General features: G+C 64.5%; 8 protein-coding genes, 1 tRNA gene and 1 pseudogene. 5 read left to right on the top strand and 5 right to left on the bottom strand.

Features of this window, described 5'->3' with window-relative positions; genetic code table 11:
- The 4 genes from EOA85_RS19695 to nhaA form a co-directional block, all read left to right on the top strand.
- A partial coding sequence (locus tag EOA85_RS19695; RefSeq protein WP_281033757.1) for an ATP-dependent helicase C-terminal domain-containing protein occupies nucleotides 1–949 on the top strand: 949 nt, incomplete at its 5' end.
- A 33-nt stretch (nucleotides 950–982) separates the two neighbouring features.
- On the top strand, nucleotides 983–2,308 hold the full coding sequence (locus EOA85_RS19700) for an ActS/PrrB/RegB family redox-sensitive histidine kinase (RefSeq protein ID WP_164759759.1): 1,326 nt from the start codon (nucleotides 983–985) through the stop codon (nucleotides 2,306–2,308).
- Between the two features lie 64 nt (nucleotides 2,309–2,372).
- Nucleotides 2,373–2,936, top strand: coding sequence for an ActR/PrrA/RegA family redox response regulator transcription factor (locus EOA85_RS19705; protein WP_082982096.1), 564 nt, complete (start codon nucleotides 2,373–2,375; stop codon nucleotides 2,934–2,936).
- A gap of 210 nt (nucleotides 2,937–3,146) precedes the next feature.
- Nucleotides 3,147–4,343: a Na+/H+ antiporter NhaA gene (gene nhaA / locus EOA85_RS19710; protein ID WP_127210847.1), complete on the top strand. Its 1,197-nt coding sequence runs from the start codon at nucleotides 3,147–3,149 to the stop codon at nucleotides 4,341–4,343.
- A gap of 83 nt (nucleotides 4,344–4,426) precedes the next feature.
- Here nhaA and EOA85_RS19715 read toward each other — a convergent pair whose 3' ends face one another.
- The 3 genes from EOA85_RS19715 to EOA85_RS19725 form a co-directional block, all read right to left on the bottom strand.
- Nucleotides 4,427–4,927: an MmcB family DNA repair protein gene (locus EOA85_RS19715; protein WP_127210848.1), complete on the bottom strand. Its 501-nt coding sequence runs from the start codon at nucleotides 4,925–4,927 to the stop codon at nucleotides 4,427–4,429.
- A gap of 104 nt (nucleotides 4,928–5,031) precedes the next feature.
- A tRNA-Cys gene (locus EOA85_RS19720) sits at nucleotides 5,032–5,105 on the bottom strand.
- Nucleotides 5,106–5,201: 96 nt separating this feature from the next.
- Complete coding sequence (locus EOA85_RS19725; protein ID WP_127210849.1) at nucleotides 5,202–5,501, bottom strand: DUF1330 domain-containing protein; 300 nt, start codon at nucleotides 5,499–5,501, stop codon at nucleotides 5,202–5,204.
- Nucleotides 5,502–5,649: 148 nt separating this feature from the next.
- Here EOA85_RS19725 and EOA85_RS19730 point away from each other — a divergent pair, with 148 nt between their 5' ends.
- Nucleotides 5,650–5,979: a GYD domain-containing protein gene (locus tag EOA85_RS19730; protein ID WP_127210850.1), complete on the top strand. Its 330-nt coding sequence runs from the start codon at nucleotides 5,650–5,652 to the stop codon at nucleotides 5,977–5,979.
- 139 nt (nucleotides 5,980–6,118) lie between these two features.
- Here EOA85_RS19730 and EOA85_RS19735 read toward each other — a convergent pair whose 3' ends face one another.
- Nucleotides 6,119–8,215, bottom strand: a complete 2,097-nt coding sequence (locus EOA85_RS19735; RefSeq protein ID WP_127210851.1) for an EAL domain-containing protein — start codon at nucleotides 8,213–8,215, stop codon at nucleotides 6,119–6,121.
- A 276-nt stretch (nucleotides 8,216–8,491) separates the two neighbouring features.
- Nucleotides 8,492–8,602, bottom strand: a pseudogene (locus EOA85_RS37585) (sulfotransferase); the annotation flags it as partial.
- Between the last annotated feature and the right edge of the window lie 18 nt (nucleotides 8,603–8,620).

Here is an 8,620-nt window from a genome sequence, read left to right on the forward strand (position 1 = left end):
CCTCATCCATGCCTGGCCGGATCGCGTCGCCAAGGCGCGCGGCGAGCGCGGCCGTTTCGTGCTGGCCAACGGTTCGGGCGCCATGCTCGACGCCGCCGACCCGCTGGCGGGCGCGGCCTGGCTCGTCGTCGCCGATCTGCAGGGCAAGGCGCAGAACGCCCGCATCACGGCGGCAGCGGCGATAGATGAGACCGACATTCGCGCTACGCTTGCGCAAAAAATCGAGACAAGCCGTGAAACCAGCTTCGACCGCGACAGGCGCGCGGTGCGCGTGCGCGAAACCGTTCGCCTCGGCGCCATCACGCTGTCCGAACGTATGCTGCCGCCGCCGGCCGGCACTGAGGCGGATCGCGCCATCCTCGACGCCTTGCGCCAACACGGGCTGTCGCTTTTGCCGTGGGGCAAGGAGGCTGAAACGCTGCGTCAACGGCTCGGCTGGCTGCATCGCGGCCTCGGCCCGCCCTGGCCCGATGTTTCCGACGCCGCGCTCGACGATAGCCTCGACGACTGGCTGCTGCCGTATCTCTCCGGCGCGGCGTCCTTTGCGGCGATCGATCCGAGCGTGCTTTCGGCCGGCCTTATGGCATTGGTGCCGCACGATCTCCAGCGCAGGATCGAGGCACTGGCGCCGACCCATTTCGACGCTCCGTCCGGCAGCCGCGTTCCGATCCGCTATGATGGCGAATGGCCGGTGCTGGCGATCCGCGTCCAGGAGTTGTTCGGTCTCGACCGGCATCCCGCGATCGCCAGTGGCACCGTGCCGCTGACGCTCGAGCTTTTATCGCCGGCGCACCGGCCGATCCAGACGACCCGCGACCTGCCCGGTTTCTGGCGCGGCTCCTGGGCCGATGTGCGGGCCGACATGCGTGGTCGCTACCCAAAGCACGTCTGGCCGGAGAACCCGCTTCTCGCCACAGCCACCAGCCGCGCCAAACCGCGGGGGACCTAGCCTTTACCCTTTTCCGGCTATAAATCCTTGGCCATGATAAACATCCTGCGGGCGCCCGACTTCCAGCAAAGCCAGCGGCTGCGCCTTAACACGCTGATCAGGCTGCGCTGGCTTGCCATCGTGGGCCAGAGCCTGGCGGTTATCGTCGTTGCCTATGGGCTGAAGTTCCCGCTGCCCGTCAGTCCCTGCTTCGCGCTGATCGCCTGTTCTGCCTGGATGAACCTGTTGCTGACCTTCCGCTATCCGGCGGCGCATCGGCTGACCCCGCTGCCGGCTTTCGCCATCCTGACCATCGACAGCCTGCAGCTTGCCGGCCTGCTTTACCTGACGGGCGGCCTCACCAATCCGTTTTCAGTGCTGGTCACCGTGCCCGTGGTCATCTCGGCGACGTCGCTGCCGCTGCGCCTGACCGCCATCCTCGGCGCGCAGGTGATGGTGGCGGCGAGCCTGCTGGTGTTCTTCCATCTGCCGCTGCCCTGGTACGAGGGCGCGCCGCTGGAGATGCCGTTCATTTATGTCGCCGGCATGTGGATGGCGGTGTTTTCCTCGATCGCCTTCACCGCGATCTATGCCTTCCGCGTGGCCGAGGAAGCCCGGCTGCTCGCCAACGCGCTTGCCGCCACCGAGCTGGTGCTGCAGCGCGAGCAGCATTTGTCGGCACTGGACGGCCTTGCCGCCGCCGCCGCGCATGAGCTGGGCACGCCGCTTGCCACCATCACGCTTGTCGCCAAGGAGATGGAGAAGGCGCTCCGCAACGATCCGAAATACGGCGAGGACGTGACGCTGCTGCGCTCGCAGAGCGAGCGTTGCCGGGAAATCCTCAAGCGCCTGACCAGCCTGTCGTCCGAGGGCGAGGCGCATCTCTCTCGCATGCCGCTAACTTCGCTGGTCGAGGAGATGACTGCCCCGCACCGCGATTTCGGCATCTCGATCAAGCTTCGCCCTGGCGAGCGCATTGGCCCCGAACCCGTCGGGCGGCGCAATCCCGGCGTCATCTACGGCCTCGGCAATCTGGTCGAGAATGCCGTCGATTTTGCCCGTAAGAGCGTCACCGTGCGCTGGAGCTGGAACGAGGCCGCCGTCACCTTCTCGATCACCGACGACGGACCGGGTTTCCCTCCCGAAATCATCGACCGCATCGGCGAGCCCTATATGTCGACGCGCCAGGGCACCGAGGCCGGCGGCGGCCTCGGACTGGGGCTTTTCATCGCCAAGACCTTGCTTGAACGCTCGGGGGCCACGCTCTATTTCCGCAATTCCAACGAACCGGGCGAGGGCGCCGTCGTGCAGATATCGTGGCCGCGCAGCGTCTTCCTCAACCCTGAATCGGCTTCGGCCACCATGTTTGACACGGCTTGAATTGGACAATAGCGCTCCAAAACTATATCTGCGTAAAAATCGGGCAGCAGGAATTTAGAAGACGATGAACGGCGACGAAACGATTGGCGCAATGGTTGAAGGCGAGGACACCTCGCTGCTGATCGTCGACGATGACAAGCCGTTCCTCACGCGCCTTGCCCGCGCCATGGAAACCAGGGGTTTCGTAGTCGAGACCGCCGAGAGCGTCGAGGAGGCGGTGGCCAAGGCGCGCGCCAACCCGCCCGCCTATGCCGTGGTCGACATGCGGCTCGCCGACGGCAACGGCCTCGACGTCGTTGCCGCCATCCGCGAGAAGCGCGATGACGCCCGCGCCATTATCCTCACCGGCTACGGCAACATCGCCACCGCAGTGACGGCGGTGAAGCTGGGGGCCATCGACTACCTGTCGAAGCCGGCCGATGCCGACGACATTTTCGCCGCACTTACCCGCACGGCGGGCGAACGCGCCGCACCGCCTGAAAACCCGATGTCGGCCGACCGCGTGCGCTGGGAGCACATCCAGCGCGTCTACGAAATGTGCGACCGCAACGTCTCCGAGACCGCCCGCCGGCTTAATATGCATCGCCGCACGCTGCAGCGGATACTGGCCAAGCGCGCGCCGCGCTGACGCCTGACCGAACCGAAGGTTCGTGTCGGCGAATGGCGGAATCGATTTTCGCTGGGGATCACGCGCAAACTCAAAGTGCTACAGCGTGCTTTGCGCGCCCCAAAGGTTGCGCGGCGCTGTAGAGACTTGCCCCTGCCATTGGTGTTTGCGCATCATCGCATCGGGTGATGTTGACCCTGCCCGGCGGGTAGGCGACGCGACGGAGACGACATGCAGGACCAGAAGCAACGGCCGGTCTCCATTTTTCGCGAATTCCTCGACAGCGAGGCGGCAGGCGGCATCGTCCTGATGGCAGCCGCGGCACTGGCCCTGATCGTCGCCAATTCGCCGCTGGCCGAAGCCTATTTCGACGCCCTTCACGCCTATCTCGGACCGCTCAGCGTATCGCACTGGATCAATGACGGCCTGATGGCCGTGTTCTTCCTGCTGGTCGGCCTGGAGATCAAGCGCGAGATGCTGGATGGCCAGCTCTCGACCTGGCCACGGCGCGCCCTTCCCGGCATCGCCGCCGCCGGCGGCATGCTGGTGCCGGCACTTGTCTATGTCGCCATCAACCGCGACAACCCGGCCGCTCTGTCCGGCTGGGCGATCCCGACCGCCACCGACATCGCGTTTGCGCTCGGCGTGCTGTCGCTGCTCGGCAGCCGCGTGCCGGGGTCGCTGAAGGTATTCCTCACCGCGCTCGCCATCATCGACGACCTCGGCGCGGTCATCATCATCGCGGTGTTCTACACGACCGGCCTGTCGCTCGCCTATCTCGGCGCCGCCTTCGCGGTCATTGCTCTGCTGATCGTGCTCAACCGCATGAAGGTGCTGACGCTGGTGCCCTACATCCTGCTCGGTGTCGTCCTGTGGGTGCTGGTGCTGAAATCGGGCGTCCATGCCACGCTCGCCGGCGTGGCGCTGGCCATGACCATACCTTTGAAAGTCTCCCCGGGCATCGGGCATGATCTCGACCATTCGCCGCTGCACCGGCTCGAGCACTGCCTGCACAGAATAGTGCCGTTCGTCGTCATCCCGATCTTTGGCTTCGCCAATGCCGGCGTTTCGCTCGCCGGCCTGAGCGCAGCCGCCCTGGTCGAGCCGCTGACGCTGGGAGTCGCCGCCGGCCTCGTCGCCGGCAAGCTGGTCGGCGTGTTCGGTTCTTCCGCGCTTGCCATCCGGCTCGGCTTCGCCGACCTGCCGGTCAATGCCGGCTGGCTGCACATGATCGGCATTTCGCTGCTCTGCGGCATCGGCTTCACCATGAGCCTGTTCATCGGCCTGCTCGCCTTCGCCAGCAATGTCGAGCTGCAGGACGCGGTCAAGGTCGGCATCCTCGCCGGCTCCTTTATCGCCGCGATCCTCGGTGCCGCCGTGCTGCTGGTCGCGTCGGCTGCGAATGGGGCGGACGAGGAGATGGAATAAAGCTGCCGCTGCGGTTTCCAGGCAGCGCGAAGGGGTAGGAAGGCACAAACGTTCCAGTGAGACTAACCGAAGCGCTCAAACCCCTACTCGCTCTCACCTTCCAGCGCCGGCACCGCCACGCCGGCGAGTTCCGCCGCGAGCAGCCGCGCTGCACCGGTCCGCGCGATCCTCAGCATCAGCGCCTTGCGTGTCGCCGCCGCCAGGCGGTGCTCGGGCGCATTGCGCAGGATTTCGGCGCCATAGCCGTCGGAAAGGATAAAACCGCATCCCTCGGGAAAGATCTCCGAGGGTACGCCGGGATGTGTGGCGAAGAAGAAGCGGTCCGAATGCAGCCGGTAGTCCGGCCATTTACGGTCGACCCTGAAATCCTCGATCGAGGATTTGATCTCGATGATCCAGATGTCGCCCTGCCGGGTCAGCGCGACGAGGTCGGCGCGGCGCCCGGTCGCCAGTGACAGTTCGGGCAGCACATGCGCGCCCATTTCCTTGAGCAGACGCTGCACGCCACGCCGCACGAGCATGGCGCGCTCCGACTGACGGCCGTCGATAAGCGGGTTGAGAGGGACAGGCGAGATGATTGGCATGGGAGCACCATGCCAGACTTTGTTCACGGTTTGAACCCGTTTCTTGACAAACCCAACGGGAAACAATCGATTACAGCGGAACAAATCAGCGCCAGTGGGCTGGCTGGAGGTCTGAGTGGGAATTGAACCCACTACGTCGGTTTTGCAGACCGATGCGTCACCGTCCCGCCCTCAGACCTTGTTGCCTCTATGCCTAATCCATCAGCGCTTAGTCAACCTGTCGACGCCCGGATGTCCTTTCTCTGGCCGATTATCCGGTTAGCAAACCCGGCCTTCAACCAACGGGAATCACGCCCTCCAGAGCAATGATCCTCGTCTTTGCACAGCGTTCACGGATAGCTTTGAGCCGGCTGTACTCTGGAGAGCCGTACCATCCCATGAGGGAGGCCATGTCCGGAAACTCGACAATGACCAGGCGATGAGGATCCCAATCGCCTTCCAGCACTTTGGTGGCTCCGCCACGAGCGATGTACCGGCCCCCATAGCGCGCTTCGGTTGCTGGCACATCCCGGCGGTATTCCTCGAAAACGGCGGCATCGGTTATGTCTACATCAGCAATGAGATACGCTGCCATTGGCCCTACTCCCTGAAGAAAGCCAGTGAAGCAGCTCCATTAGCGGCCCCGCAACTAAGCCAGCGGTACTACGCCGCGGAGACGACTCGCGTTCTCCCCGGATTGGGCTAACTGTGCTCGTGGAGGCAGCTCTGGGAGGAGACGAACCATGCCGATGTATCTCACGCAATTCAGCTATACGCCCGAGACCTGGGCGCGCCTGATCGAAAACCCCGAGGATAGACGCGAGGCAGCCCGCACCTACATCGAGTCGGTGGGCGGAAAGCTGCACGGGTTCTGGTATGCCTTCGGAGAGCACGATGGCTGGAACCTGTGGGAGGCTCCAGACAACGTTTCGATGGCATCTGTCATGCTGGCTATCGGTGCGGGCGGGGCGCTCAGCTCATACGAGACCACCGTCCTCCTAAGCGTCGAAGAGACGATGCAAGCGCTTGGGAAGGCAAAGTCAATCCGCTATCGTCCGCCGGGAAAGCCCTGACCAACTCGCAGTGTCGACGCTGGAACTATTCTGGATGTTCTCGCGGCTTTTGGCTTTCTCACCTTCGACTGACGCGAATCCGATCTCGCGCGTGACGGATCGCTGGCCGTCCTGCAGCCTCGCGCCCGGCGAGCGGATGCTATGCTCGCCGTCCAGCTGGCAAAGCCGCTTGCGCGCTCGCCCGTGCCACGATCGCTTGCAGCGGCTCCGGCCGGTGCAGCAGAAATCCCTGGCCGAAGGCAACGCCCATACCCCTGAGGATGTCGAGCGAAGCCTGCTCTTCGATCTTCTCCGCCACCACGGAGCAGCCGAGGCTTCTGGCGATGCCGGATATGGCCGAGACGATTTCGCGGTCGAAGCGGCTCTCCGCAATATGCTCGATGAAGGAGCCGTCGATCTTGATGGCGTCGACGGGAAAGCGCCGGAGATATTCGAACGAACTCATGCCCGCCCCGAAATCGTCGAGGCTGACGCGGCAGCGTCGCTCGCGCGCCTTGCGGACGAACTGTTCGGCAGCAGTGAAATTGGTGACTGCGGCGGTTTCGGTGATCTCAAAGCCGATGCCGGCATGCGGCGCCCCGGTCTCATCGATGACGGCGTCGACGAAATCCCAAAGCTGCGGATCGCTCAGGGTCTGCGCCGACAGGTTGAAGCCGAGCGTGAGCGCCCCTGACTTCAGCGCCGGACCATGAAGCGAGAGCGCCGTCCTGATGATCCAGCGATCGAGCCGCGAGGCTATGCCGAACCGTTCCGCTGCCGGGATGAACTCGCCCGGCGGGATCAGCCGCCCGTTGCGCCCGGCGAGCCGCGCCAGGACCTCGACATGGCGGCTCTCTTGCAAAGGTGTTCCGAGCCGATGGATTTCCTGGCCGAACAGTTTCAGCCTTCCGTCTTCCATGGCATCGACGGTGTCGGCCGCTAGCCGCGCCGCATTGAGACCGCTGGAACCGGATGTTGTCTCAGGGGAGAACACCGCGAAGCGATTGCGCCCGGCGGCCTTGGCCGCATAGCAGGCGTCGTCGGCACAGGCGAGCGCGTCGGCCACCGCGGTATTCTCATCGGCGACAAAGGCGATGCCGATGCTGGCCGCGAGCTTGCGCGACGCCGCCGTCGAGCCGAGGTCGGCATCGCGAACCGCCGCGAGAACGGCGCCGGCGAGACGCTCGGCTTGCGCTGCGTCGCAATCAGGCACCAGCAGCGCGAACTCGTCGCCGCCGAGGCGCGCGGCATGCACCGACGGCGGCAGACAGCCCTGAATGCGCTTGGCGACGCGCTTCAGTGCAAGGTCGCCGGCGGCGTGGCCGGCGAAGTCGTTCAGTGCCTTGAAGTAGTCGAGATCGACGTAGAAGATCGCGAGCGGGCGCGCCGTTGCGATATGCTCGGCCAGCAGCCGGTCGAATGCAGCGCGGTTCAGAAGGCCGGTCAGCGCGTCATGGTGGGCCGCGTGGGCAAGTTCCTGCTCGCGTTGCTTCGCCTCGGTGATGTCGCGCACCGTGCCCAGGATCTGGCCCGACGACTGGGCGTCGGCGATGAGCCGTATCAGTGATTCGACATGTCTGATTTCGCCGTTCCGCTTGATGATGCGGTATTGCACGGCGACGACCTTTTGGGTTTGCAGCGGCGCCAAGTGGGCCCGCTCGGCGTCGGCCCTGTCATCCGGATGCAGATAGCTGTGCCAGAGGTCTTGCGACACCTCGTCGGTTTCGGCGACAAGCCCGAAGATTTCCCGCGTGCGCTGGTCCCAGTAGCTTTTGCGTGCGGCGAGATCGTGATGCCAGATGCCGGTGCCGCTGGCTGCTAACGCCAGGCGAAAGCGGACGTTGACCTGCTCAAGCTGTGCTTCCGCTTGCTTCTGCTTGGTGATGTCGGTCTGGACGCCCATCAGCCGGAGCGGCCGGCCTTCCGCGTCGCGCTCCACCACTCCGCCGCGATCGAGAACCCATACCCAGTGGCCGGATTTGTGTTTCAGCCTGAGCTCGGTCTCGATGGAATCGGTCAGCCCGGCAATGTGGCGTTCGCCGCTGGCCACCGCCCGCTCGCGATCGTCGGGATGCGTCAGTTGCAGCCAAAGGTCGCTTGTCTCGGCAAGCTCGCCCTCGCCATAGCCGAGCATCTGCGACCACATTGCCGAGTAGAAACAGTCGCCGGTCCTGAGATCCCAGTCCCAGACGCCAAGATGCGCGCGTTCGAGCGCCAGCTCCCAGAACTCTCCGTTGCGATCCTTCTTGTCAGCCATGCCCCTTGGACTTCGCCTGCCCCATCGCGGCCATTGTGCGGCAAAAGCAACGAAGAAACCGTTACTGCGCAAGGAGCCGGCGAAGGGGCCCACAGGAGGCACGGCGGGCGGTTGCTTCTCCGATGACAGGCACGTTGACCCCGGCCGGTCGCGACAACGAGGATGCGGAAGTCATCCGACTAGCGCCTATGCGATCACCTGCAACTGGTTCCATGAGTTGAGCAGCGGCTGTGTCCAGCGCTGGTGGATTTTACCTCAGGGCAATCGCTTCAGCTTGAGGATCACTTCCTGCATGTGATAGCAGGGAAAGCCGAGCCTGTTCAGCGCGGCAAAGGTCGACCATGTGCCCGTGCGTCCAAATCCCGCGCCGATTACCTTGAGCGCCATGTAACCCTCCCCCTTGGC

This window comes from Mesorhizobium sp. M5C.F.Ca.IN.020.29.1.1 (genome assembly GCF_003997375.1).
In the GTDB taxonomy this organism is placed as follows: Bacteria; Pseudomonadota; Alphaproteobacteria; order Rhizobiales; family Rhizobiaceae; genus Mesorhizobium; species Mesorhizobium wenxiniae.

Coding starts and splice junctions, on each gene's coding strand:
- EOA85_RS19700 (WP_164759759.1), top strand. CDS start 983: ATGATAAACATCCTGCGGGCGCCCGACTTCCAGCAAAGCCAGCGGCTG.
- EOA85_RS19705 (WP_082982096.1), top strand. CDS start 2,373: ATGAACGGCGACGAAACGATTGGCGCAATGGTTGAAGGCGAGGACACC.
- nhaA (WP_127210847.1), top strand. CDS start 3,147: ATGCAGGACCAGAAGCAACGGCCGGTCTCCATTTTTCGCGAATTCCTC.
- EOA85_RS19715 (WP_127210848.1), bottom strand. CDS start 4,927: ATGCCAATCATCTCGCCTGTCCCTCTCAACCCGCTTATCGACGGCCGT.
- EOA85_RS19725 (WP_127210849.1), bottom strand. CDS start 5,501: ATGGCAGCGTATCTCATTGCTGATGTAGACATAACCGATGCCGCCGTT.
- EOA85_RS19730 (WP_127210850.1), top strand. CDS start 5,650: ATGCCGATGTATCTCACGCAATTCAGCTATACGCCCGAGACCTGGGCG.
- EOA85_RS19735 (WP_127210851.1), bottom strand. CDS start 8,215: ATGGCTGACAAGAAGGATCGCAACGGAGAGTTCTGGGAGCTGGCGCTC.